We start from the raw sequence: 24,360 nt of genomic DNA on the forward strand, positions 1-24,360 counted from the left end.
ATGAATGACAAACAAACTTTTACAAAAGGTCTATTCGCCGGTATTCTTTCAAGAAAAAGGGTATCGGTTGGTTGATGAGTTAACTGCCCATTTAAATGACAAATTAAATGAGGATTCAGATAAAGCCATACACTGGAACGACCCTGAACAAGAGTTACTATTTTGGAAGGAGTTTTTGATAAATGGTAATGAAAATGATCTTTTCAAAACGATTACCGAGCGCACCACGTATGTACATCATCCACACTATATAGGTCATCAGGTAAGCCCGGCAGCACCTATCACAGCCCTTACCGGCATGATCAGTTCCTTATTGAACAATGGGATGGCGGTATACGAAATGGGGATGTCCCCAAGTGCCATAGAAAGGGTAGTTACAGATATCCTTTGCGAAAAAATAGGATGGAATTCAGAAGCTCGTGGATTTTTGACCTCCGGAGGTACCTTGGCGAATCTGACAGCCCTTTTGGCAGCAAGAAAGGCAATATCAAAAGAAAATATTTGGAACGAGGGCATGAGCAGACCCTTAGGCATTATGGTAAGCGAGGAAGCCCATTACTGTGTGGATAGAGCCGCAAGAATCATGGGATTGGGAGAGAAAGGAATCATTAAAATACCCTGTACCAAATCCTTTCAAATGGATACTTTGGTTTTGGAAGAAAAATATAAAGATGCAACGAATAAAGGTATTTCTATCTTTGCTATAGTGGGAAGCGCTCCTTCAACGGCGACAGGCATTTTCGATGATTTGGAGGCTATTGGGAACTTTGCAGAAAATCATGGCTTATGGTTTCATGTGGACGGTGCCCACGGCGGCGCAGGTATCTTTTCCAAAAAATATAAACATACATTAAGAGGAATAGAAAAAGCGGATTCAGTGGTCATCGATGGACACAAAATGATGATGCTACCTACTATCACCACTGCCCTACTATTAAAAAACGGTATCTATGCCCATGCAACCTTTAGCCAAAAAGCAGACTATTTACTAACCGATTCCGACCATGAAGACTGGTACAATTCGGGTAAAAGAACTTTTGAGTGCACCAAGACGATGATGAGCATACATTGGTATACCATGCTTAAGTTTTATGGTGAGGAAGTCTTTGAAGCTTATGTAAACCAGCTTTATGATATGGGGTCGGCATTTGGTGAAATAGTCAATAACCATACTTCGTTTGCATTGGCCGTTACCCCAATGGCAAACATCGTATGTTTTAGATTTGTAGATTCAAGCTTATCCCAAGACCAATTAAACGAGTTAAATGCCAAAATACGCCAACAACTCTTGGAAGATGGCGAGTTCTATATTGTACAGACCAAGTTAAGGGGTTGGCACTATTTACGTGTAACCGTGATGAATCCCTTCACAACGGAAGAACATTTTCAAAAGCTATTGAAAAAGATAGAAGGTATTGCCAAAAAACTAATTTCACCGTAATTTATAGCTTACTGATAGAGGCCAATACCTGTTCCTCACTTTCCTGTCTTGAAAAATTAATAGCACATTCGATCAAGGCTAGATGTGAGTACGCTTGAGGGAAGTTGCCTAACAATCTTTTAGTCTTAAAATCAATATCTTCACTAAATAGACCTAAATGGTTACTATAGGACAAGAGCTTATCAAAATGTTTCATCGCCTTTTCCTCCTCCCCAATTTTGAATAAACTATTGATAAACCAAAACGTACAAATGGTAAAGGATGAGGATGGTAAGCCAAAATCGTCTTCGTTCTTGTACCGATATAACAAACCATTATTACTAAGTTCCCTTTCCACGGCATGTACTGTGTTAACAAACTTTGGGTCTTTGGCGTGGATAAATCCATAGGATTCCATCAGCAATACGGAAGCATCCATATCCGTGGAACCATAGGATTGGGTAAAGGCATTTACCTCCGGGTTCCAAGCATTGGCGTGAATATCGTTTTTTATTTCCTGTTCCAGTTGTGTCCACTTTTCCAACTTGTGGGTTTTTCTGAATAATCTGCCACCTTAATGGCTCGGTCAATGGCCACCCAACACAATACTTTTGAGAATGTAAAATGCCTATCCTCTGTCCTAAATTCCCATATGCCCTTGTCTGCCTCTTTCCAGTGATGTGATACGATCCAGACGATACCTTTGGTAATGCCCCATAAATCCTCACCATTTTCGGTGTCATTACTGTATTTGGACAATTGTTCATAAATAACATCCATGAGAATGCCGTAAATATCGTTTTGCCGCTGTTTATAGGCCGCATTCCCTATACGAACCGGTTTAGACCCTTTATAACCTGCTAGATGGTCCAAGGTTCGTTCCGTAAGCTTCTTCTCTTTATTGATGCCATACATAATCTGCAGTTTCTCATCCTTATCGGGAATAAGATCTACGATAAACTGTAAATATCTTTTGGCAACGTTCCTGTGGCCCAACTCCCCAATGACCTTTATGGCCATGGAGGCGTCACGTATCCAACAGAAGCGATAGTCCCAGTTACGCACCTCTCCTATAGTTTCCGGTAAGGAGGTAGTTGCCGCGGCCAAAACGGCGCCGGACTTATCGTACGTCAACAACTTTAGCGTGATGGCACTTCTACTTATTTGGGAATTATACTTTCTATAATTAGGGGTCCTACTGCTCCAATTCAGCCAATATACCTTGGTTCTCTCCAATTCGGTATACATTTTACGTACCGTAGGCTGAAACAACTTTTCATTATAACCCAAAAGAAAGTAACCGTCATCCTTGACCTCGATTTCCCTGCCTTCTACAACTGCATTTTTATTGAAAGAGGTATACAGGAAACAGGTATCGAATTTTTCGCCGTGGGTAAGACTTACAATGAAGTTCTTCTTTACATAGGTCTCTGTTTTCCCATGGGCATATTCCAAACGTGGATTGTATTTAACTTTGAACTTGGGCCTTCCACTTATATGCTTGACGAATCTAACCAATTCGGAGGAGCATTATAACCCCCGCCCGCTTTTCTATATCTTGGCATAAAATCACGAATTTCGAATACGCCTTCACTTGAGGAGAAGTTCGTTATCAAAACAGCCGTATGTTTTTTATAGCGCTGCTCTATGGTATAGGAATCATCGACCAAAATTTCAAAACTACCTCCGATTTCCTCATCCAAAAGTTTGGCAAAAAGTGAAGAGGAATCGAATTCCGGCAAACAGCACCAATCTATAGATCCATTTTTTGAAACCAATGCCGCACTTCGGCAATTCCCAATTATTCCGTAGTCTAAATTATTCATTCAACAAAAATCTTGATTCATTTGGGCTTTCAATTGCTATTGCCCTTCTTTTTCCCGAAATTGAGGGAAATTAAATTTATTTCAAAGCAAAAATTGCTATTTATGGCCAAAACTATCATAATCTCAAATAGACTCCCAGTACAATTACAAATTAGCAATGGAACCATTACAGCGATACCAAGTGTGGGTGGACTTGCTACCGGAATGAAATCCGTCCATTCGGGAGGCGATAGCCTTTGGATAGGTTGGAGCGGCCTGACGGACGAAGAAACACCGGATGAATTGGAATCCCAAATAGACGATGCCTTGGCCGAGCATGGATCCTCTAAGGTAAAGCTCACCCAAAATGAAGTCGACGGTTTTTACTTTGGATTTAGCAACCGCACCGTTTGGCCCCTATTTCATTACTTTATGGAGTATTCAGAATTTGAATGGGAGAGTTGGGAAATTTACAAAAGCGTCAACCAAAAATTCGCCGATGCCATTTTGGAAAAAGCCGATAATGACGATGTTATTTGGGTTCATGATTATCAATTGATGTTGGTACCACAAATGGTAAGGGAAAAACGTCCGAATGTTTCCATAGGATTCTTTCTACATATCCCCTTTCCATCCTTTGAAATATTCAGGACATTGCCATGGCGAAAAGAAGTTTTGGCAGGGCTTTTGGGCTCGGACCTCATCGGTTTTCATACCTATGATTATGAACGCCACTTTTTAAGTTCGGTACGCAGGCTTTTGGGTCCGGAAGTAAGTTTTAATGATATTTATTTGGATGACAGAGTCATTAAAGTTGACTCATTCCCTATGGGAATAGATTATAAAAAATTCAGCGAAGCAGCAAAGGAACATGCACAACGTGATGAGTCTAAAAAATCCGAATTACAAAAAAGACTTGATACACATAAGGAATCCACCCCCGATGCGAAATTCTTTCTTTCCATTGACAGATTAGACTACACCAAGGGTATCGCGAAGAGATTGAACGCCTTTGAATACTTCTTGAACAAGTATCCACAATACAAGGAAAAGGTCCGCTTAATTATTCTTGCGGTGCCCTCAAGATCCAATGTGCCCCAATATCAATTGCTGAAAAAAGAAATAGATGAGCTGGTGGGGCGCATCAATGGAGAGCTTTCTACCGTAAGTTGGACCCCTATTTGGTATTTTTATAGATCGATGCCCTTTGATAATCTCATTGACCTATATACAACCTGTGATATTGCTTGGTTGACCCCTATTAGGGATGGAATGAATTTAGTGGCCAAAGAGTATATAGCCACAAGAACGGACAAGACCGGCGTGTTGATATTGAGTGAAATGGCAGGCTCCGCCAATGAAATGAACGAATCCCTTTTAATAAACCCCAATAACTTTGAGCAAATTGCGGATACCTTGGACAAGGCTATCAATATGCCCAAAGAGGAACAACAGCAACGTAATACCCTTCTCCGGAAAAGGCTTGAACGTTACAATGTGGAGAAATGGGCCAATGACTTCATGAACTCCCTGCTCAACCAAAAGGAGAAAGATCGTACCTATATTTCCAGAAGGCTATCGGTAGATTTGATGAATACAGTAATGAAAAACTACAAATCGGCCAATAAACGACTTGTATTCTTGGATTATGACGGAACCTTGGCTGGATTTCATAAAGATCCCCAAATGGCTAAACCAGATGAGGAGTTGTACAAATTGCTAGACGAAATTGCGGCTCAGGAGGATACAGATATGTATCTGATAAGCGGAAGGGACAAGGAAACCTTTACCAAATGGTTTATGCACAAAGAGTATAATATGATTGTGGAACATGGAGTTTGGATTTCCCGAATGGGGAAGACTTTAGAATGCTGGAAAAGGTAAAAAAAGATTGGATGGAAAAAATACATCCGGTCTTGGATTCTTTTGTCGACAGAACTCCTGGAAGTTTTATCGAGGAGAAAAACTACTCCCTGGCATGGCATTATAGAAATACGGATCCTGACTTTGGCCAAAAACGTGCTGTAGAACTGAATACGGTACTCACCAGTTTGATTGCAAATGATGATCTCAGTGTTTTAAACGGTAATAAGGTCATGGAAATCAAAAGTAGCAACGTAAATAAGGGCAGGGCATCCATGCGGGTGTTTTCTGAACATGATTACGATTTTGTATTTGCCATTGGGGATGATTGGACGGATGAATTTATGTTCCAGGAATTGCCCGAAGATGCCATTACGGTTAAGGTTGGAAGGCAAAAAACCCACGCAAAATACTTTGTGGACAATACAAAAAATGTAAGGGACATTTTAGGCCGATTTGCGGACATGCATTAAAATGGAACCTTATGAAATACGAATGAGTCGGTTATTATTTTTTTCGTTACTCTCTTTAATTTTTTCATTAAAATGTGTATCTCAGCCTAGTACGGAGGTATTTCGGCGGATTTGGAATGGACAGATGGTGCTATCAAAATCGGGGAACCCAAAAATATTTCCAACAATGAAGGCTATGACAATCAACCTTCCTTTTATGATGACGACCGAATACTTTTTGCTTTCACCCGAAACGGACAAACAGATATAGCACTTTACCATATTAATTCCGAATCAAAATCGTGGATCAGCAATACTCCAAATGGGGGTGAATATTCCCCTTTGAGAATAACAGGTCAAGAAGATATTTCCGCTATTAGGTTAGACAATGATGGGCTTCAAAGATTGTATAAGTATGACTTTAAGACTGGTCAAGACCAAGAACTTATTTCCGATTTAAAAGTAGGGTATCATGTATGGTACAACGACCATATTATTGTATGTACCGTTTTGGTTGAAAACCGAATGGATTTGGTTGTCGTAAACCTCCAAAACAATACCCGCTACACCATGCAAAAAAATGTGGGCAGGTCGTTACACAGGATTCCCCAAACGGAGCTGATCAGTTATATTTCAAAGGAAAACGACACGACCATGATAAAATCCATGCATCCCATTTCCGGGACAACAACTAACATTGTAGGGTTAATCGATCCATCGGAAGATATTTGCTGGATTCAAAGCGGGACCATTATAACAGGGTATGAAAATAGTTTACTAAGTTTTGATTATAACAAGGGCACATCCTGGAAACAGCTACACACCTTCGATAAAAATGAAATTACTAAAATTTCCAGACTGTCCATCAATCCAAATGGAAAAAGATTAGCCTTTGTTAGCGAAGATCCCAAATACAAAATTGTTCAAAAACAGGTGGAATCCTATAATTCGGGCGATTTAGAGGCCTTCGTTAATTGTTATGATGAAAATGTGGTAGTTCAAAATTTTCCGGCAGACACCCTATATCTCGGACATCAAAAAATGCGGGAGAACTATGGGAGCCTGTCCCCGGATAACAAGAAATATGACGTAGAAGTTGTAAATCGAATCACCGTGGGAAATTTTGTAATCGACCATGAAAAAGTCACGGGGGGAGAAAGTATTTCTAATCAAGTGGCAATATACGAGGTGGCCGACCGAATTTCGAGCATGACCTTTATTTTTGAGAATGGCACCGAACCTGACCCTGAACCCATAGTTCAAGAACAGTTGGAGGCCTATAATAAAAGGAATATCGAAGCATTTATGGCAACCTATTCGGACGATGTTAAACTCTATAACTTTCCAAAAATCCTAGCTACGGAGGTCCTAAGGAAATGCGAAAAGGCTATGACGGATTTTTTAAATCGACTTCAGACTTGCATTGTGAAATAAAGAACAGGATGATTATTGGTAATAAAGTTATAGATGAAGAAGAGGTTACGGCCAATGGTAATACCTTTTCTGCCGTAGCCATTTATGAGGTTGAGAATGGAAAAATAGCCAAGGTCACTTTTGTAAGATAAAAAAGTATTGCAGCCAAAACCACACATTCTTCCAACCGTCATTATTGCTCAGTTTGCATGCACCTCCCCCTGGTTCGCGGGGAATACCATTATAGATGAATTAATAATAAAAACAGGTCCGGGGAAGGAAATCATAGGATGGGTGCTATCATCTGTCCAGTTGGGTTTTATTATAGGTACTCTCCTATTTGGACTTTTAATGATTGTTGATCGTCTAGCACCGTCCAAAGTTTTCATGATTTGTGCATTTTGTGCCGCGTTATCCAACCTTATACTCATTTTCCCAAACCTTACTTCTTATACCCTATTATTTGCAAGATTTAGTACTGGATTCTTTCTGGCTGGTATATATCCCGTTGGGATGAAAATTGCGGCTGATTACTATGAAAAAGGCTTAGGAAAAGCTTTAGGTTTTCTTGTTGGCGCCCTTGTACTAGGTACCGCCTTCCCCTATTTGTTAAATGGAACGGATTGGGGGAAGAATTATGAAATAGTTATACAAGTAACAACTTGGATAACAACTCTAGGTGGTCTTTTGTTGTACTTGTTGGTCCCAAACGGACCATTTAGGTTGCCTAGCAAACGAATTCAATTAGATGTGGCACCCAAACTTTTTAAAAACATAAGATTTAAAAAGGCGGCATTAGGTTACTTTGGGCATATGTGGGAACTCTATGCATTTTGGGCCTTCACACCAATAGCCATTTCATTTTACAACTCTATTACCGGAAGTGAAATTTTAGTGCCTTTATGGACAGGCATCATCATTGGTATTGGTAGTGTTTCATGTGGTCTAGGAGGAATAATATCCGAAAAAATAGGTAGTAGAAAAGTAGCTGTAAGAGCACTTATCATATCCGGAATATGCTGCCTTCTCTCACCTGTTTTGTTCAAACTACCTCCAGTACAATTTTTAATGGTTTGGTCTTTATGGGGTTTTGCAGTGACTGCAGATTCCCCACAATTATCCAAATTAGTGGCCGTATCCGCCACTGGCGAAATAAAAGGTACAGCACTTACCTTAACCACTTGTATAGGATTCGGTATAACTATTGTCAGTATTCAACTGCTTAGCTACTTACAGCACATCATTGGCATCAACTATTTGTTTTTAGTATTGGCCGTATATCCAGCGCTGGGAGTTTGGCATCTTATTAGACTTAAAAACGTTTAATTTTTAATACTTTTAGGAACACTACAAATGAAATTAGAAATGAAAAAATTGCTACTTCTAGGTCTGTTGACCACTACTCTAACTTTATCAGCCCAAACTGACCAACGCATCTATGACATCATTAATGCCGTCTCCGCGGACCGCATAGAAAACGATATCACCAAACTGGCCAATTTTGGCACTCGACATACCTTGAGCGATACGGTTTCACAGACCCGAGGAATAGGGGCCGCCCGGAGATGGATAAAATCGGAATTTGAAAAGACCTCGCAAGCTTGTAATGGCTGTTTGAATGTCTTTTATCAAAAAGACTTGGTAAAAAAAGGTGCCAATCAACGCATTGTGCATGATGTGGAAGTCGTGAATGTCCTGGCCATTCAAAAAGGCACGAAATACCCTAATCGATACATTATTATGAGCGGGGATATTGATTCCCGCGTAAGCGACCCTACTAACTTTACAGATGATTCTCCTGGGGCAAACGACAATGCCAGTGGTATGGCCGGCACCTTGGAAGCTGCACGGGTACTTTCTAAATATACTTTTGAGAATAGCATAATATATATGGGGCTTTCCGGCGAAGAACAAGGACTTTTTGGCGGTGGGGGCGTTGCCCAATACGCCAAGGACCAAGGTTGGGAAATCATTGGTATTTTCAATAACGATATGATCGGTAACATTAAAGGGGTAGATGGAATCGTAAGCAATGTAGATTTCCGTATTTTTTCCGAACCCGTTCCTCCCAATGAAACTGAGGAACAAAGACGTGCGAGAAGATTTTATGGTGGCGAAGTTGATGGTATTTCCGGACAATTGGCACGCTATGTACATAAAAATGTAAAAACCTATATGCCGAGAGATGAACCCAATGATGATTTATCGCTTAGATCGTTTTGGTCGTGGAGGGCATCACAGGCCCTTTAATGACGCAGGATTTGCCGGTATTAGAATTATGGAAGCACATGAAAATTATACCCAGCAACATCAGGATATACGAGTTGAGGACGGCATAGCTTATGGCGATGTGCTGGAACACGTAAATTTTGACTATGCAGCCAAGCTCACCGCCGTAAATGCGATCAACCTTGCTTCTTTGGCATGGGCACCACCGGCACCTAAAGAGGTAAAGATTGGAGGAATTGTACAACCTTCGGCAAAATTTCAATGGAGCAAAGTGGATGGGGCCAAAGGCTATAAAATCTATTGGAGGGATACCACCTCCCCTACTTGGGATAACAGCAGGTATGTAGGTGATGTTACGGAATTTACCTTGGAAGGTATAGTCATCGACAATTACTTTTTTGGCGTATCGGCAGTAGGTGAAGACGGATTTGAAAGTCCAGTCGTATTTCCCAACGGGATTTTTAGATAATCATTCATAAAAGATAGAATTTAATTGATATGAAAGATTTTAGTATACCGCTATTTTTTTGGCAAACTTTTTTGCTGGTTCTAATTGTCCTGGTAATTTTTTTCGCAATACAATTTTTTCGAAAAAGACTTAAGTAATATAACATCCATGAAGAAGCTATTTCTTTTTTTCTATTCTCCTGACTTACTATTTTTCCTTTGGCCAAAGCTTTACCGAACAAGACACCCTTAGAGGAAGCATTACCCCGGAAAGAGCTTGGTGGGACCTTAATTACTATCATTTGGATATTTCGGTAGATCCAGAGGAAAAATATATTTCAGGTACCAATACCATTCGCTATAAGGTATTAAATAACAATCAAGTGCTTCAAGTGGATCTTCAACCTCCCTTGAATATTGATAATATCACCCAAGATGGAAAAACCCTGTCTTTTGAAAGCAAAGGAAACGCGCATTTTGTAAGGCTCGAAAAAATGCAAAAAGAGGGGGATTTTAACGAAATCGTTGTTCATTACTCCGGCCACCCAAAAGAAGCGGTCCGGGCTCCATGGGACGGCGGCTTTTCATGGAAAAAAGATGAAAACGGGAAACACTTTGTTGCTACTTCTTGTCAAGGCCTAGGTGCCAGTGTCTCGGTGGCCCAATACGACCATATGTATGATGAAGTGGACAGTATGCTTATCAGTGTTCAAGCACCGAAGGGATTGATGAACGTTTCCAACGGTCGTTTAAGAAAAGTTGACGAGAACACGAATACGTATCATTGGTTTGTATCCAGTCCCATTAACAATTATGGGGTCAATGTAAACATTGGGGACTACGTTCATTTTGGGGAATCCTATAAAGGGGAAAAAGGAAAACTGGACATGGACTATTACGTGCTAAGGGACAATTTGGAAAAGGCGAAGGAACAGTTCCAACAAGCACCCAAGATGATGGAAGCCTTTGAGCATTGGTTTGGGCCCTACCCGTTTTATGAGGACTCCTTCAAACTGGTAGAAGTCCCCTATTTGGGTATGGAGCACCAAAGTTCCGTTACCTATGGAAATCAATATGGCAATGGCTATTTGGGCCGAGATCTCTCCGGCACTGGTTGGGGACTGAAGTTCGATTATATTATCATTCACGAAGCGGGACATGAATGGTTCGCCAACAACATTACTTACAAGGATATTGCCGATATGTGGGTTCATGAAGGATTCACTATGTATTCCGAAAGTCTTTATATAGAATATTATTATGGTAAGGAAGCGGCTGCCGAATACCTATTGGGAATAAGGAAAAATATTAGAAACGACCGACCCTTAATTGATCCATACGATGTAAACAAAGCAGGTTACGGGGATATGTACAACAAAGGAGCCAATATCCTGCATACATTCAGGCAAATCATGGACGATGATGAAAAGTGGCGAGCCACCCTTCGCGGACTTAATGAAGAATTCTATCATGAAACCGTAACTTCCAAACAAATTGAAAATTATTTGGATGATCAGGTCGAAGGGGATTTTGGAACCTTTTTTGACCAATACCTGCGAACGGCAAATATTCCTGTTTTTGAATATGAAATTCAGGATGGTATTTTTAAATATCGATATACCAACGTAATAGATGGTTTTAAAATGCCATTAAAAATTAAGTTGGATGGCACTCCGTATGGATTATCCCATCTGTCGATTGGCAACAAAAAAAGATTGAAGGAAACGATATACAGGTGAACCTCAATTTTTATGTGGAAATTAATAAAGTATAGTCGATAACGTCTCAGACCAAATCTGGGATAGCTGACAAATATCATATTCACTAAGCTGACCGTTTAGCTAAATTGCTCATTGTTTGAGGAAATACAGAATCATTGTTTTAAATACCAATTAATCAAAATGAACAACATCCCTGAAAAAATATCTGAACAACTTAAAGAAAGCCCTATAAATTGGAAAAACGTTTTGGAAGCAACCATCTCACATTTCGATTGCTCTACCGGAACTTTGCACTTTTTAAAACCGGGTACTTCTATTTTGGAACTCCAAGCCCAAAAAGGCATTCCGGATTTTTTGTTACCTAAAGTATCTGCAATTCCCATTGGCAAGGGAATGGCTGGTATTGCAGCAGAACGAATGAAACCCGTTGAAATGTGCAATTTACAAACGGACGAGTCCGGTGTAGCAAGACCGGCCGCTAAGGAAACCAAAGTAGAAGGTTCACTGGCCGCTCCCTTACTACATCAAGGCAAACTTTATGGAACCATAGGTATCGCCAAACCTGTTCCCTATGATTTTACCGAAGAAGAAATTTCCTTATTAATGACAATAGGTGATGCCATTTGTCAAAAAATAAACTAGAGGTTCCAAAATCCTATTAGCAACCATAATATAAAAAAGCCCGCTTGATAAGCGGGCTTTTTGTTCAATATTAGAGTTATATAAATAATTACCTAAACATAGCTCCCGTAAGGGCTATAGCTGATAGTTCCTTTCCTTCCTCGGCCTTATAGGTTACATAATATGGGCCATCACCAGCTACACCAGTAAATAGGGATAGAAATCGGGTTCCTTGCCCTCCAGTTTGTGCTGGCATAGTGGCTTCACCAACTACCGGACCATCGGGAGTATTCTCATGAATTTGGAAGTCGAAACTTAAATTAGGTGCACTTTGCCATGCGGCGGTTAAGGTAAGGGCATTTACACCTTTTAAAGATGTATTTGCCAACTCCAACCAACCACTCTCCGCATTAAGTAGCATTAAATCCATCCCTCCAAAAGCCATTGCCTGCATATTGTTGGTCTTTAGGTCTTCCGTAAGTTGAATCGTGCTACTTGGAATAGCAACGGATTTAGACCCTGTCAATGGAATTGTACCCTCGGCACCTTCATCCGTATAGCTTGCCGTAATGACCAACATGTTTCCTGGCGCAGAAGATTCTGCCGTGATGGTTCCTTTTGTTGGTAAAGACCTTTCTTCCTCTTGATCGCCTGCCAATGAAAGAATATAAAGTCCAATCTGTCTAGATTCATCTGAAGTAATCTTTGGGTGTGCAGGCATGGTAACCTCGCCCCAAACACCACTACCACCGGTTTTAATCCTGGTCTGTAGATAACTTAGGGCATCCCTTCTCTCTTTATATTTTTTGGAAACATCCATATAGTTCGATCCAATAGATGCCTCGGCTTCCTTATGGCATGTCTTACAATCCATGGATTGTGTCAGCGCCTTACCGGTAACGGCAGCAGAAACCTGTTGGTGTCCTAGGTTCATGGCAACCTTGTCCATTCCTTCCAAATAATCAACACTTACGAAAATATTACTCTCATCCACGCTGCCACCATCTCGGATCCGTAACACTTACCTCATAGTCGATTTTTTGACCTGGAAGGTAAAATGCTGGTTGTCCTCCTTTTAATTCTATGGTCACTTCAGGTCTAGAGTTTCCGGCTACTATACTGGTACTTTCGCTAACTGTAGCTTCTCCCTTATCATCCGTAACGGTCACATTTAAATTGAAGGCTCCGGCCTCGGCGTAAGAATAACTTACAGAAGGCTCCGTAGTTTCCTTAGTTTCACCGTTCCCAAAATCCCACTTATACGTAACCGTGTCACCTTCTCTATCGCTTGCTTCTACGGTTGCATTAATTGTCAAAGGAGTCTTTCCTGAACTCATCTCAACTATCATATTGTCAATTACAGGTGGTCTGTTACCACCATTGTATTGAATATAGGACAAACCGGAATTGGCATTTTGGGAGAACCATCCACTACCATATTCCAGTAAATAGACCTTACCATTTGGTCCCATTTCCATATCTATAAGGTTGTTTAACTTTACATCCGGAGCAAAGGGTTCCATACGGTTAAAGCTACCATCTTCTTTAAGATGAACGGCAAACATCCAACCACGCATCCAGTCATATATGATGACCTTACCATCGTAATAACTAGGTAATTTTTCATCCCCAGGATATAAATCCGAGTAATAGGTAGGTCCAGCCATGGCATTCCTACCTCCTGTTCCTGTTTGTGGGAACAGGGTAGTTTCTACATATGGGTAATACACATAGGCCGGAGTAGCTGGTGGTAATTCTGTTAATCCAGTATTATTTCTTGACGTATTCATTGGCTTTTCAGGGTCAAAGGTCGGCCCCGTTTCGCCCGTTTCGTAGTTATACTCATGATAAGCATAGTTATCTCCGATAAACATCGGCCAACCAAAGTTACCCGGTTTGCGAGCTTGGTTCATTTCGTCATAGCCCCGTGGTCCTCTTGTCTCCAAGCTATCCGCACGTGCATCGGGATCTACATCACCCCAATACAAATAACCTCTTTTAACATCGACAGAAATTCTGTATGGGTTTCTATGACCCATGGTATAAATTTCTGGTCTTGTTTTATCTGTTCCCACAGGGAAGAGGTTACCTTCAGGAATATCATAGCTACCGTCCTCGTTGACCTTTATCCTAAGAATTTTTCCTCTTAGGTCATTTGTATTTCCGAACTTCTTCGGGCATCAAACTGCTCATGGCCGGGAGTATCGTTCAATGGCGCAAAACCATTGTTTACATATTTCTGATCGGCCTCATTAAATGGCGTGGAGTTGTCACCTGTAGAAAGGTACAATAGGTTATCTCGACTAAAAGCAATGGAACCTCCGGTATGACAACAAATTTCTCTTTGGGAATCTATTTCCAATATTACCTGCTCGGAACCGGTATCAAAGTTTCCATCGGCATATTTAAAACGAGACAATCTATTAATCCATTTATCACCGGTTGGTGCGTAGTACACATAAATCCAATGGTTATTGGCATAGTCTGGATCTTTTTGTAATCCCATCACCCCTTCTTCAGCATTTACCCCTGGAGTCTCCAATGTTTTCCAATATACATCCAACTTGGCTACTTCTTTCAACTCTTGGGTTTCCTCGTTGAATAAAACAATCTCCCCTCTTCTTTGCGCAATTAATACATCATTATTAGGCAGCACCGCCATTTCCGTAGGTTCAAAAAATTGACCTTCAGACAATACCACTTTTGAAAAACGGTCATTATCAGGAGGTGTTTGTGTAGTTACCTTGGAATAATCCAAAAGCTCATTTTCACCGATGGCATATTTAATACCGCCTAGAATGTGCTTTAAAAACAAATCCTCAGAAAAGCTTTCGTCAGTATGACCCGCACCTGTGTAGAACGCACGGCCACCATCAAAATCGTGGTACCATGCAATAGGATGGTAATCACCGTTGGCTCCACCTTCATAGGTGGATTCGTCCAAGGTCATCAAAACATTGATATCTCGGATTGATTTTCTTGTAATTGTACAACTCATCATCCCTGTTCCAAACACTGTCGGTAAAAAATTCCGTTGCAATAAAGTTTTTGTCCTTTATGATAAAATCAGCATTTGGCGTACCTGCAGGGTGACTTAAGAACTGGGCTCCTGCCAAATCGTTATACCAGCCCCAATCATACTCTGTATCGGCAGCAGCGTGGATTCCCACATAACCGCCACCGGCTTGGATATAGCGTTCAAATGCAGCTTCTTGAAACTGGTCCAAAACATTACCAGTAGTACTTAAGAAAACAACGGCCGAATAATCCTTTAGATTTTCATCCGTAAACATATCAGCATTCTTTGTAGTATCGACCACAAATCCATTCTCTTGACCCATTTTTTGTAATGCGGCTATACCAGCAGGAATGGAAGCGTGTTTAAACGCGGCTGTCTTTGAGAAAACCAAGACCTTGGGTTCCCCATCACGTTTATTGCCACCACATGAGACAATAACAAGCGCAAAGCCCACGAGCAGCGCATTAAAAACTTTTTTCATACGTAAATTTTGTTGTTTGTCGGTTTAATAAAGCGTCAAAAATAGGATTAGAAAGCATAGAAACCAATTGTTTATGTGCTAAAATTGTATTTTACATAGAATTTAACACGGAAAAAAGTAGATATGTTAAAAATACCGGAGCTCTATTTTAAAAATGATATAGAATTCAGGGAATGGTTACACATCAACCATTCCAATTATGAGGGTATTCAGCTCATATTTTACAAGGTAGAGCACGAAAATGACAGTATGCGTTGGGAAGAGGCCGTGAAGGTGGCACTGTGCTACGGATGGATCGATAGTACCGTAAAAAGTCCGGAGAACGGGAAACGCCGACAATATTTCTGTCCAAGAAAACCAAAGAGCGTATGGAGCAAGGTGAATAAGGACCATATAAAATTACTAAAAACCGAAGGCCTTATGCACGAGACTGGTCTTGAGGCAATTCGTATTGCCAAAAAAAATGGGTCATGGTCTGCCTTGGACGACGTGGAAGCGGGGAAAGTGCCGGAAGACCTCCAATCCGCATTGGACACCAACCAAAAAGCGAACGAAAACTTTAAGAATTTCACCAGAGGTCAGCGGAAGAGTTACCTGTATTGGCTCAACCAAGCCAAAAGAGAAGAAACGAGACAAAAGAGAATATCCGAAATTATAGAATACTGTGAGGCAAATATTAAATATAGAAGCTGAAATCAACTCATATTTAGACCGGAAAACTATCCACAAACTGATGCTGAGAATGAGTTAAATCACTATTTCTTTATACCTTACCTCTTTAAATAATTATGATTTTATGAGGTTAAAGTTTAGGTACTTTTTGAGTGGATTTAGTTTGTTCTTTTTGTTCAGTTGCCAAATGAATGAAAAGGTAACCTATGATTCTGTACTTGAGGGTGGAAACGTCATTAATTTGATAGATGGATCCGTAACCATCCAGGACCTTTTTATCAAGGACGGACGAATCGCCAAAATGGAATCCGGAACTTCATCAGAAAACTATACCGCCTCAAACATCATTGATGCATCCGGTAAATATATACTACCCGGATTTTGGGACAATCACGTACATTTTCGTGGTGGTGATTCCCTCATAGAAGCTAACAAACGCTTTTTAGGACTGTTTGTCGCCAATGGGATTACCACGGTTCGCGATGCCGGTGGCGACTTAACAAATGCCGTAATGTCGTGGAAAGACGATATGGAAAACGGTGATTTGGTAGGTCCTACCATTTTCACTTCGGGCCCAAAATAGATGGCCCGGGCGCCACTTGGGCAGGCTCCCTAGAAGTGGAAAATCAGGAGGATATCGATAAAGCACTTGACTCCTTGCAGGCTATCCCTACCGACTTTGTCAAAATCTATGACAGTAGAATATCTCGGAGAAAATTACCTCAACACGATACGGGCTGCAGAACAAAGAGGCTTGATCACGTCCGGCCACATGACATTTACCGTGGAATTAAAGGAAACCATCAATGCCGGTATTGACGCCGTAGAGCATTTGTACTATATCATGAAGGGATGTTCCTCAGAGGAGGAGGTGATAACCCAACAGCTCCGCAACGGCACAATGGGCTTTTGGGATGCCATGCCCTTGTTGCAGGTATCCTATGATGACTCGGTGGCGCAAAAAACTTTTGAACATCTGAAACAAAAAAATGTTTTAGTGGTCCCCACCCTGCATATAGGGCATACACTTAGCTATTTGGATGAAGTGAACCATTCGGGTGACCCATACTTAAATTATATGTCCCCGGGAATCATAAAGACCTATGAAGGCCGCATCCGGAGGGCGCAGAGTGCATCGGAAAAGGCGATTCAGGATCGAAAGGAGTTGGATGCCTTCTTTCAACAATTGGCCTTAACCTTAAACCGGAATGGAGTGTCTCTTTTGGCCGGATCGGATAGTGGTGCCTACAATAGCTATACCTATCCCGGTATTTCCCTTCATAAGGAGATGGAGGCCATGGTCAATGCAGGAATCTCTCCATTGGATGCCCTAAAAACATCGGCCTATAACGGTGCCCATTTTTTAAAAAAGGAAAACGATTATGGGAATTTAGAGACCGGAAAAGTGGCGGACATTGTACTTCTGAACGAAAACCCCTTGGAAAACATCAAGAACACACAGGCTATTTTCATGGTGGTAAAACAGGGTCGATTGCATGAACAGGAAGCATTGGAACAAATTTTAAAATAATAGTATGAAAACAATACTTTACCTATTTTCATTCATCTTGGTTTTTACATCCTGTAACAACACAGGGCAAAATCGACCCAAACAAGATATCCTTATATCCAATATATCCATCCTTGATGTAGCCGATGGAAGTATTTTAGAAAATCGGTATGTGGCTATTGACTCGGGCCGCATTACATCCATTTCTCAAAAAGCATTGGACACGACATTATTCGAGACGGTCATACAGGGTGATGGAAAATTCCTGATGCCCGGATTGGCGGAGATGCATGCGCATATTCCCCCTCCCGAGTCGGGTGAGGAACGAATCAAGGAAACCTTGTTTTTATATCTTTCCAACGGTATAACCACCATTAGGGGCATGTTGGGAAACCCGATTCATTTAGAGCTTAGGGAAAATGCCGCAAATGGAAGTTTACTTAGTCCCGTAATCTATACTTCCAGTCCATCGTTAAACGGAAACTCCGTAACCACCAAGGAGGAAGCCATTGAAAAAGTGACCCAATATCAAAAGGACGGTTATGATTTTTTAAAGATTCATCCCGGTATTCAGAAAGAGGTATTCGACCAAGTGGTGGCAACGGCCAAGGAGGTTGGAATACCCTTTTCCGGACATGTCCCAGTGGATGTAGGTATTCGTCATGCCTTGGAAAGCCAATATGCCTCCATAGATCATGTGGACGGATTTACGGAAGGTTTGGTGCCAGCATCGGCGAATGTAGAACCCAATGAAAATGGTTTTTTTGGTTACGCCTTTACGCCTTTGGCGGATACCACTCAAATAGATGATTTAGTCAGTCTATCCAAAAAGAATAAAGTTTGGATCGTGCCTACCCAAAGCTTATTCGAACGCTGGTTTGCCCCTATTTCCGCAGATGAACTATTGAGCCAACCCGAAATGAAATATATGAACCAGTCCACATTGGATAATTGGCGAAATACGAAAAATTCCTATATGGAGGATGATTCCTTTACCGAGGCCCAATGGCAACAGTTTGATGCAATTCGGAAAAAACTCATTAAAAAGTTGCAAGACAATGGCCAAGGCATTCTCCTAGGTTCCGATGCTCCACAGCTATTTAATGTACCCGGCTTTTCCATTCAACATGAAATGGCTGGAATGCTACGTGCGGGAATGACACCTATGGAAATCATTCAATCCGGAACAATCAATCCGGCTACTTTTTTTAATGCCGAAAATGAGTACGGGCAAGTGAAAGAAGGACTTTCGGCGGACCTTATACTACTAAATGACAACCCTATCAAGGATCTAGCAGCACTACAAGAAAACGAAGGTGTTATTGTAAGGGGTCAATATTTGTCCAAAGAAATGATCCAAGAAAAACTAAATGAAATTGCCGAACATGCAGCACAAAATTAAACGAATCCTCCTATTTTTCTTAGTATCAGGTTGTCTAACGGAAATAAGTGCGCAGACCTTACTGAAAGCCGACCGTATATTCGACGGCAGCCAGATTCATGAGAATTGGGTGGTATTGGTGGAAAATAATCGGATTACCTATGTGGGAAATGGACAAAATGTGAAGGTACCAAGGGGCACCAAAGAAATCGATTTGTCAGGTACCACCCTCTTGCCTGGTATCATCGAGGGACATTCCCACCTGCTTTTACATCCCTACAACGAAACGGATTGGAACGACCAAGTACTTAAAGAATCGCCTGTGGAGCGGGCCATTCGTGGTACTGTCCATGCCAAAAATTCCTTGATGGCCGGGGTGACCACCATGCGGGACCTCGGTGCGGAAGGGGCCGGCTACACCGATGTCTATTTAAAAAAGACCATTGAGGACGGAATCATCATGGGCCCCAGGCTGTTGGTCGCCGGCCCCGCCATCGTGGCTACCGGGGCCTACGGACCCAAAGGATTTCATGACGGCGTAACAGTACCTCTAGGTGCCGAACCGGTCAGCGGAAAAGATGAGGCCATCAGAACCGTACGAACTCAAATGGGGAACGGGGCCGACCTTATAAAAATATATGCCGATTATCGTTGGACACCCGGGGCGGATTCCCAACCCACCTTCTTACAGGAAGAAATAGATGCTATGGTGGCCACGGCCAAAAGTGCAGGTTCCTATGTGGTGGCCCATGCCAGTACCCCCGAAGGTATGAAAAGGGCCATTCGCGGTGGCGTGGAAACCATCGAGCATGGGGACGGTGGTACCTTGGAAATCTTTGAAATGATGAGAGACAAAGGTATTGGCTTGTGCCCAACTTTGGCCGCCGGGGATGCCATCACTCAATATAGGGGCTGGAAAAAAGGTGTAGACCCCGAACCCGAACGTATTAGCAACAAGAAAAAGTCCTTTGCCTTGGCATTGGAATCGGGCGTACAAATCGTATTTGGTGGGGACGTTGGGGTGTTTACCCATGGAGAAAATTACCGAGAAATGGAATTGATGGTCGAATATGGTATGAAACCCTTGGACGTGCTTATTTCAGCTACCAGTGGAAACGCCACTATGTTCCATTTAAATCAATTAGGCCGATTAAAAGAAGGATATCTCGCCGATATTATTGCAGTGAAGGGCAATCCCGTGCAGGATATTAAAGCAATGCGCCAAACCAATTTTGTAATGAAGGACGGGGTAATCTATCGGGAATAGTTGTTGGTCAATAAATAGTCTTTGAACGATTAACCTTTATAAACTATTGCATGCATCTTTTTGCCGATCTTTCGACTGCGCTCAAGTGGACAAAAACATCCTGTATACATCGAATGCAGTGCTAAAAATGTCCAACAAAAAAATTAAAAAACCATGGCCCACAAAAGCCGTCATGGAACAGATTTACGAACAAAATCTTTGGGGAGGTAGGCCCGGTGAGTTGTACTCCGGTGACGGATCCCACGACCCGTAAATTGTTAATCCGTATATCAGCGCGGTGACCAATTTTTTAAGTGCCTTTGAACCACCCTTGGTCGTATGCGATTTGGGGTGCGGGGATTTTAATGTGGGCAAACAATTGGCACCATTCACACGGCACTATATTGCGGTGGATATCGTGCATGACCTCATCGATATTCATCAAAAAAATAATACAAAAGAACATATAAGCTTTCAATGTCTAGACATAGCCAAGGACGAACTACCCAAAGCCGATTGTGCCATTCTACGGCAGGTACTGCAACATTTGTCCAATGAAGAAATTGAAGCGATCGTAAGCAAGCTATATGCTTATAAATATGTACTAGTAACGGAACATGTACCTATAGGCGACTTTACCCCCAATAAAGATATCATTTCAGGCCAGGGGATTCGTCTTAGAAAAAATAGCGGAGTACATCTAATGGCAGCTCCCTTCAACCTCAAAGCAAGAGCAGTGCATAAGATGTCATCAGTCCCGGATTTAGAATATGGCGGTTGCATTGAAACACTACTATATACGTTTTAAAAGAATCGGTATTCAACTACTTTCTGAAGTGCCGAATGGGAAAATTTAAAAAAAGCCCGCCTTTATAAAGCAGGCTTTTGGTTTCCGGCAATTCCTATATGCTAACCGCCGTACACTTGTGCCAAGTAATCTTTCAATGAAGTAGGTTTTCTCCCTAGCAGTTTTTCCAGATCGTGGCTTACAGTATCCAGTTCACCTTGGGCTTGTGCCGCCGCAAATCCTCCAAAAATTCCAATTACTTCCGCGGGTACACCCGCTTCCTTGAGTATATCGGAGTATGCTTGTAAGGTTGGGGAGTGGTAGGTTATTTCCCTGCCCGTAATATCGGAAATATATGATGCTATCTCTTCGTAGTCGTAAGCTTCTACATTTGTAAAATCATACACGGTTTTTTCCTGTTTTGGCGCTAATAATATGGTCGCAATTGCCTCCGCAAATTCATCCCGTAAAGCAGTGCTTACTTTTCCTTCTCCTGCAGGTAAATAAATAGTGCCAGTTTCCAGTACCTTATCCCCAACAAATCCCGGAATAAAATCCATATATAGGTTGTTTTTTAGGATGGTATGATTAATACCGCTCTCTTTAAGCCATTTTTCCGTGGCTAGATGTGATTCCGCAATACTCCAAATAGGAGATGTTTCACTCTCGTTCTTGCGGGCAAAACTTGTATAAACGATATGGGCCACTCCCGCATTTTTTGCCGCTTTTACCACATTTTCATGTTGGCTTAAACGATTGGGAATCTCACTAGCCGAGATAAACAATAACGTATCCACACCATTAAAGGCATTTTCTAAAGAACCATAGTCATCGTAGTTACCAAATCGTACCTGCACACCCTTATCCCTTAAGGGCCCTGCCTTTTCATCACTTCTGACCAATCCAATAATATCTTCCTTTTTTGCTCCTTTTTCCAATAAATGAGTAATCACCCCATCACCTAAAGTCCCTGTAGCACCTGTAATTAAAATCATAGCATTAAATTATTAAGTATATTTGTTACACAAAGTAACTAATAATAGTTTATATAAGTAACTTGTTACCTTTTAGTAACAATAAAATAGTGGTTACATTTAAGTAACAAATATTAATGAGAATCAAAAAGAAATGAGCTGTCCCGTTACTGCCACCCTCGGCGTCATTGGAGGTAAATGGAAACCTATCATTTTGTATTGCTTGACCTCCGGCACTAAAAGGTTTGGGGAACTATCTGTTAGAATCCCTACCATCTCCGGAAAAGTGCTTACGGAACAATTAAAAAGTCTAGAGGAAGATGGCTTGGTGCTTCGAAAACAATACAAGGAGATTCCGCCCAGAGTAGAATATTCTTTGACCGAAATGGGAGAAAGCCTCTCCCCCATTTTCAACCAAATGGAAGTTTGGGGAAATAAACATGTCCTCCTAAAATCTTAGTTTTAAAGCAAATAGATGAAACAATAATGGCTTTCCATCTCCAATATCTATATAGAATTTGTATATTCCATAAGCTTTAAAACTATTGACTTATGAAGACAAACACTTTAGTCTTTACACTACTTTCATTTGTTCTGATGATGATCCAAGGATGGGCCCAAGAAGAAGAAAAGGAAAAAGATTCGCTGCTACAAGTATTCGGTACTGTGATGGATTCCAAAGGAGATCCCATAGCCGGGGCGCTCATGCTAGTGGATTCGGTGACCTCAAATATATCCACCAATACGTTGGGTCAATATACCCTAAAAGTTCCTCCAAAAACGACCTTGATTTCCGCCTATTCCAAAAACTATGGTGTTTTGGACCATCCTTTCAGCAGTGAGCCTAGGATGGATTTTCAATGGAACGAGGAAAATACCCGTAAACTATCAAAATCCAAATTAAAGGCCTTAGGGTATGCTACCGTAAATGGAAGTAAGGGCGCTCCCAGAGATAGGTCTAAAGATTATACCAAGTATCAAAACATTTATCAAATGCTGATGGCCGAAGTTCCTGGGGTAATTGCCAACGGAAATTCCATCCAATTGCGGGGTACGGCCGTATCTTCTATCAATAGCGGACATGCACCCTTATTTATCGTAGATGGTACCCGCACCAGCTCTATAGAATGGATTAATCCCGTCGAGGTGAAATCCTTTAGGGTCATACGAGATGAAGGGACCAGTGTTTATGGGGTACGTGGGGCCAATGGAGTCGTAATCATTGAATTAAAGAAGTAGCGCTATCTGATTCATTTCTTTTTATACACTCCCTGAAATAAGGTACTGGCAACTTCCATTTTCTCATTTAAGGTCACCCAAAGTTGGGTTACGGAACCATCATCATGGGGGATCCAGCTGATTTGGTGATAGTATCCTTGCCCTTCGGCGTTTTGAAGGAGTTCGCTGGTCATGACCATGGCGCCCTCCGGATTTGGATTTCCCTTTAACCGAAGTACGTTCCCGGCATTATCTACCCATACTTGGTTCCACGTACTGTCGCTAGCATCAAAGAAATTATAGCTAGTGCCATTACTGCCGAAGCACCTTCCCAATTTTCCTGCAGCACACAACCGTCCTGCATGGATACGATGGTATTACCACCCAAAAGGGCTTCATTGGTCCCGTAAACCGACCACTCCCCCAACCAAAAATCAAACGCACGATGGTTTTCCGTACAACAAGGACATGCCGGGGTTTCTTGGGCTTGGGAGCCACCCGTGATTACAACTAGAATCAGAAATAAGATCGTTCTCATGTTTTATAATTTACTGAATTAATTGGGCTTAGTTCCCATCATCTAAATTCAAATAATACAATTTTGCCGCTTCTTGGATTTCATCGTCCGGACTATCGTCCAAGGAGTAGGAATATAGTATACACATAGTGTTTTTAATTCTATTCCGTTTTTTGTTTGGTAATCAAACTATCCAATTCCCAATACTTTTCTTTCATCAAACTCAGTGCAAAAGCGCCGGCAGAAGCACTGAAAACAGAATAGTCAAATGCCCCTTTTATTCCGGTCGAGAAAGTCATTGATAGTGCAAATAACAACAATAGAAGTCCACTTAGTTTTGCGAACAGTTCCGTTTTAAAACCAACTATTAAAAAAACCGCAAATATAATTTCTGCAAAGGTTGCCAAAGATCCTATTGTTGGAATTAGAGAATCGGAAACCAAGGATTTATCAATTTTGTATAACTCAGGAAATTTTCCCAGTTTCCCCAAACAGAAACTTCCTTTCCCCATAGTCCGAATCTGTCCGCAACTGCGGATAGGAATCCAATGGCTATTGCGAATCGTAAAAAGAGTTTAATTATT

20 protein-coding genes and 5 pseudogenes are annotated in these 24,360 nt (G+C 41.4%); 16 read left to right on the top strand and 9 right to left on the bottom strand.

The features are described 5' to 3' along the window. The first annotated feature begins 4 nt into the window (after nt 1-4). Nucleotides 5-1,441, top strand: a complete 1,437-nt coding sequence (locus NYZ99_RS11135) for a pyridoxal phosphate-dependent decarboxylase family protein (protein WP_260571206.1) — start codon at nt 5-7, stop codon at nt 1,439-1,441. 1 nt (nt 1,442) lies between these two features. On the opposite strand, the pseudogene NYZ99_RS11140 reads toward NYZ99_RS11135, so the two are convergent. Further along, nucleotides 1,443-3,246 (bottom strand): annotated as a pseudogene (locus NYZ99_RS11140) (glycoside hydrolase family 15 protein). A 102-nt stretch (nt 3,247-3,348) separates the two neighbouring features. Here NYZ99_RS11140 and NYZ99_RS11145 point away from each other — a divergent pair. From NYZ99_RS11145 to NYZ99_RS11175, 7 genes and pseudogenes are all read left to right on the top strand, one after another. Beyond that, a pseudogene (locus tag NYZ99_RS11145) lies at nt 3,349-5,561 on the top strand (bifunctional alpha,alpha-trehalose-phosphate synthase (UDP-forming)/trehalose-phosphatase). A gap of 111 nt (nt 5,562-5,672) precedes the next feature. Further along, nucleotides 5,673-6,974 carry a nuclear transport factor 2 family protein gene (locus NYZ99_RS11150; protein ID WP_260571207.1) on the top strand — a complete coding sequence of 434 codons (1,302 nt, stop codon included), beginning with the start codon at nt 5,673-5,675 and terminating at the stop codon, nt 6,972-6,974. After that, nucleotides 6,917-7,105: a nuclear transport factor 2 family protein gene (locus tag NYZ99_RS11155; RefSeq protein ID WP_260571208.1), complete on the top strand. Its 189-nt coding sequence runs from the start codon at nt 6,917-6,919 to the stop codon at nt 7,103-7,105. Before NYZ99_RS11150 ends, NYZ99_RS11155 begins: the two co-directional genes overlap by 58 nt. A gap of 7 nt (nt 7,106-7,112) precedes the next feature. Then, entirely contained in the window at nt 7,113-8,279 is a 1,167-nt protein-coding gene (locus NYZ99_RS11160) for an MFS transporter (protein ID WP_260571209.1), read from the top strand. Between the two features lie 39 nt (nt 8,280-8,318). Further along, nucleotides 8,319-9,651 (top strand): annotated as a pseudogene (locus tag NYZ99_RS11165) (M28 family peptidase). A 172-nt stretch (nt 9,652-9,823) separates the two neighbouring features. Then, nucleotides 9,824-11,403: pseudogene (locus tag NYZ99_RS11170) on the top strand (M1 family metallopeptidase). A 127-nt stretch (nt 11,404-11,530) separates the two neighbouring features. Then, nucleotides 11,531-11,992, top strand: coding sequence for a GAF domain-containing protein (locus NYZ99_RS11175; protein ID WP_260571210.1), 462 nt, complete (start codon nt 11,531-11,533; stop codon nt 11,990-11,992). Nucleotides 11,993-12,080: 88 nt separating this feature from the next. On the opposite strand, the gene NYZ99_RS11180 is transcribed toward NYZ99_RS11175, so the two are convergent. From NYZ99_RS11180 to NYZ99_RS11195, 4 genes are read right to left on the bottom strand one after another with little or no spacing between them, the layout of a single operon-like run. Beyond that, nucleotides 12,081-12,992 (bottom strand): c-type cytochrome, encoded by a 912-nt coding sequence (locus NYZ99_RS11180; protein ID WP_260571212.1) that lies wholly within the window; start codon nt 12,990-12,992, stop codon nt 12,081-12,083. Beyond that, on the bottom strand, nt 12,958-14,109 hold the full coding sequence (locus NYZ99_RS11185; protein ID WP_338039450.1) for a PKD domain-containing protein: 1,152 nt from the start codon (nt 14,107-14,109) through the stop codon (nt 12,958-12,960). The genes NYZ99_RS11180 and NYZ99_RS11185 overlap by 35 nt, the downstream gene beginning before the upstream one ends. 8 nt (nt 14,110-14,117) lie before the next feature. After that, nucleotides 14,118-14,921 (bottom strand): ThuA domain-containing protein, encoded by an 804-nt coding sequence (locus NYZ99_RS11190; RefSeq protein WP_260571213.1) that lies wholly within the window; start codon nt 14,919-14,921, stop codon nt 14,118-14,120. Next, nucleotides 14,896-15,471 (bottom strand): ThuA domain-containing protein, encoded by a 576-nt coding sequence (locus tag NYZ99_RS11195; RefSeq protein WP_260571214.1) that lies wholly within the window; start codon nt 15,469-15,471, stop codon nt 14,896-14,898. The genes NYZ99_RS11190 and NYZ99_RS11195 overlap by 26 nt, the downstream gene beginning before the upstream one ends. Nucleotides 15,472-15,594: 123 nt before the next feature. On the opposite strand from NYZ99_RS11195, the gene NYZ99_RS11200 reads away from it, so the two are divergent. The 6 genes and pseudogenes from NYZ99_RS11200 (at nt 15,595) to NYZ99_RS11225 (ending at nt 21,088) form a co-directional block, all read left to right on the top strand. Continuing rightward, nucleotides 15,595-16,164, top strand: coding sequence for a YdeI/OmpD-associated family protein (locus NYZ99_RS11200; RefSeq protein ID WP_260571215.1), 570 nt, complete (start codon nt 15,595-15,597; stop codon nt 16,162-16,164). 103 nt (nt 16,165-16,267) lie between these two features. After that, nucleotides 16,268-16,726, top strand: a complete 459-nt coding sequence (locus NYZ99_RS11205; protein WP_260571217.1) for an amidohydrolase family protein — start codon at nt 16,268-16,270, stop codon at nt 16,724-16,726. Nucleotides 16,727-16,834: 108 nt separating this feature from the next. Next, a complete protein-coding gene (locus NYZ99_RS11210; RefSeq protein ID WP_260571218.1) occupies nt 16,835-17,674 on the top strand; it encodes an amidohydrolase family protein in 840 nt (279 codons plus the stop codon). Between the two features lie 4 nt (nt 17,675-17,678). Next, on the top strand, nt 17,679-19,055 hold the full coding sequence (locus NYZ99_RS11215; protein ID WP_260571220.1) for an amidohydrolase family protein: 1,377 nt from the start codon (nt 17,679-17,681) through the stop codon (nt 19,053-19,055). After that, nucleotides 19,039-20,301: a metal-dependent hydrolase family protein gene (locus NYZ99_RS11220; protein WP_260571222.1), complete on the top strand. Its 1,263-nt coding sequence runs from the start codon at nt 19,039-19,041 to the stop codon at nt 20,299-20,301. Before NYZ99_RS11215 ends, NYZ99_RS11220 begins: the two co-directional genes overlap by 17 nt. A gap of 127 nt (nt 20,302-20,428) precedes the next feature. Continuing rightward, a pseudogene (locus tag NYZ99_RS11225) lies at nt 20,429-21,088 on the top strand (class I SAM-dependent methyltransferase). A 101-nt stretch (nt 21,089-21,189) separates the two neighbouring features. Here NYZ99_RS11225 and NYZ99_RS11230 read toward each other — a convergent pair. Further along, complete coding sequence (locus NYZ99_RS11230) at nt 21,190-22,062, bottom strand: SDR family oxidoreductase (RefSeq protein WP_260571224.1); 873 nt, start codon at nt 22,060-22,062, stop codon at nt 21,190-21,192. A 133-nt stretch (nt 22,063-22,195) separates the two neighbouring features. On the opposite strand from NYZ99_RS11230, the gene NYZ99_RS11235 reads away from it, so the two are divergent. After that, nucleotides 22,196-22,501, top strand: a complete 306-nt coding sequence (locus tag NYZ99_RS11235) for a winged helix-turn-helix transcriptional regulator (RefSeq protein ID WP_260571225.1) — start codon at nt 22,196-22,198, stop codon at nt 22,499-22,501. Between the two features lie 92 nt (nt 22,502-22,593). Continuing rightward, nucleotides 22,594-23,280 (top strand): TonB-dependent receptor plug domain-containing protein, encoded by a 687-nt coding sequence (locus NYZ99_RS11240; protein ID WP_260571227.1) that lies wholly within the window; start codon nt 22,594-22,596, stop codon nt 23,278-23,280. Between the two features lie 11 nt (nt 23,281-23,291). Here NYZ99_RS11240 and NYZ99_RS11245 read toward each other — a convergent pair whose 3' ends face one another. The 3 genes from NYZ99_RS11245 to NYZ99_RS11255 form a co-directional block, all read right to left on the bottom strand. After that, nucleotides 23,292-23,594, bottom strand: a complete 303-nt coding sequence (locus NYZ99_RS11245) for a hypothetical protein (RefSeq protein WP_260571228.1) — start codon at nt 23,592-23,594, stop codon at nt 23,292-23,294. Beyond that, a complete protein-coding gene (locus NYZ99_RS11250; RefSeq protein WP_260571229.1) occupies nt 23,513-23,797 on the bottom strand; it encodes a hypothetical protein in 285 nt (94 codons plus the stop codon). Before NYZ99_RS11250 ends, NYZ99_RS11245 begins: the two co-directional genes overlap by 82 nt. A gap of 140 nt (nt 23,798-23,937) precedes the next feature. Then, on the bottom strand, nt 23,938-24,288 hold the full coding sequence (locus NYZ99_RS11255) for a DoxX family protein (protein WP_260571230.1): 351 nt from the start codon (nt 24,286-24,288) through the stop codon (nt 23,938-23,940). Between the last annotated feature and the right edge of the window lie 72 nt (nt 24,289-24,360).

Source organism: Maribacter litopenaei (assembly GCF_025244665.1).
Lineage (GTDB): Bacteria > Bacteroidota > Bacteroidia > Flavobacteriales > Flavobacteriaceae > Maribacter > Maribacter litopenaei.

Bases quoted from the DNA above. Each gene is read 5' to 3' on its own strand.
- NYZ99_RS11135 (WP_260571206.1), top strand. From the start codon at position 5: ATGACAAACAAACTTTTACAAAAGGTCTATTCGCCGGTATTCTTTCAA.
- NYZ99_RS11155 (WP_260571208.1), top strand. From the start codon at position 6,917: ATGCGAAAAGGCTATGACGGATTTTTTAAATCGACTTCAGACTTGCAT.
- NYZ99_RS11175 (WP_260571210.1), top strand. From the start codon at position 11,531: ATGAACAACATCCCTGAAAAAATATCTGAACAACTTAAAGAAAGCCCT.
- NYZ99_RS11190 (WP_260571213.1), bottom strand. From the start codon at position 14,921: ATGACCTTGGACGAATCCACCTATGAAGGTGGAGCCAACGGTGATTAC.
- NYZ99_RS11195 (WP_260571214.1), bottom strand. From the start codon at position 15,471: ATGAAAAAAGTTTTTAATGCGCTGCTCGTGGGCTTTGCGCTTGTTATT.
- NYZ99_RS11200 (WP_260571215.1), top strand. From the start codon at position 15,595: ATGTTAAAAATACCGGAGCTCTATTTTAAAAATGATATAGAATTCAGG.
- NYZ99_RS11205 (WP_260571217.1), top strand. From the start codon at position 16,268: ATGAGGTTAAAGTTTAGGTACTTTTTGAGTGGATTTAGTTTGTTCTTT.
- NYZ99_RS11210 (WP_260571218.1), top strand. From the start codon at position 16,835: ATGACAGTAGAATATCTCGGAGAAAATTACCTCAACACGATACGGGCT.
- NYZ99_RS11215 (WP_260571220.1), top strand. From the start codon at position 17,679: ATGAAAACAATACTTTACCTATTTTCATTCATCTTGGTTTTTACATCC.
- NYZ99_RS11220 (WP_260571222.1), top strand. From the start codon at position 19,039: ATGCAGCACAAAATTAAACGAATCCTCCTATTTTTCTTAGTATCAGGT.
- NYZ99_RS11230 (WP_260571224.1), bottom strand. From the start codon at position 22,062: ATGATTTTAATTACAGGTGCTACAGGGACTTTAGGTGATGGGGTGATT.
- NYZ99_RS11235 (WP_260571225.1), top strand. From the start codon at position 22,196: ATGAGCTGTCCCGTTACTGCCACCCTCGGCGTCATTGGAGGTAAATGG.
- NYZ99_RS11240 (WP_260571227.1), top strand. From the start codon at position 22,594: ATGAAGACAAACACTTTAGTCTTTACACTACTTTCATTTGTTCTGATG.
- NYZ99_RS11250 (WP_260571229.1), bottom strand. From the start codon at position 23,797: ATGAGAACGATCTTATTTCTGATTCTAGTTGTAATCACGGGTGGCTCC.
- NYZ99_RS11255 (WP_260571230.1), bottom strand. From the start codon at position 24,288: ATGGGGAAAGGAAGTTTCTGTTTGGGGAAACTGGGAAAATTTCCTGAG.